Source organism: Bacillus sp. AFS001701, assembly GCF_002559405.1.
Lineage (GTDB): Bacteria > Bacillota > Bacilli > Bacillales > Bacillaceae_G > Gottfriedia.
The window spans coordinates 1-683 of sequence record NZ_NTZO01000790.1 but is presented as its reverse complement, the minus strand read 5'-3'; the positions used below and the strand labels follow the sequence as shown (position 1 = coordinate 683).

The 683-nt window shown below is 27.4% G+C and carries 1 protein-coding gene; it reads right to left on the bottom strand.

Annotated elements, in window-relative coordinates; genetic code table 11:
* Window positions 1-89: 89 nt before the first annotated feature.
* A complete protein-coding gene (locus CN514_RS25180; protein WP_098234865.1) occupies window positions 90-569 on the bottom strand; it encodes a GNAT family N-acetyltransferase in 480 nt (159 codons plus the stop codon).
* Window positions 570-683: the final 114 nt, after the last annotated feature.

Below are 683 nucleotides of genomic sequence, written 5' to 3'. Positions count from 1 at the left end.
CCTGTCATGAGTAAGTAAATAAGTAAATTACAAGATTAAGTTTATATACTAACTCATAAGTCCGTTTTGAGCATTGTTATTTCATCTACTTAAATTTCAAACGTATCAAACTCTTGAATTGTCTTTTTATTCTCATCAACTCTTTCAGTAAAATTCCCTTTTGTATAATAATTAATTACATTTCTCCAGAAAGCTTTGGCAGGTTCATTTTTTTCGATTTGTGAGATACTCCATTTTCCTGGAAACAGATTGAAAAGTTCAATTGCAACTTTTTTACCAAAACCATGCCTTTTATATTTTTCAATAATAAAAAACTCTTCTATACAATTTGAAGTTGATACTAATGGAGCCTCAATTATAGCAAATCCGCTCAGTTCTTCTTTATACAACACAAAAAAAGCGTGATAATCTAGATCCTGCCAGCATTTTTCCAAATTAAACTTATGATAAGAACCGTTTTCCCCGAGTTTAATTTCAGGAAGATATTTGGTGAATTCATAAATATAAAATTGCATTAAATTATGTAATTTTGATTCCTCTTCTTTTTTTACTTTAACAATCTTTATCAAAGATTTCCCCTCCAATGTCTAGTTTCAATATTTATAAATAATTGACTAATTATAGTAAAATCCCTTTATTTTAAGCATGAAATATAAAAGGAAATAGTTTACAAGTGTTGAATA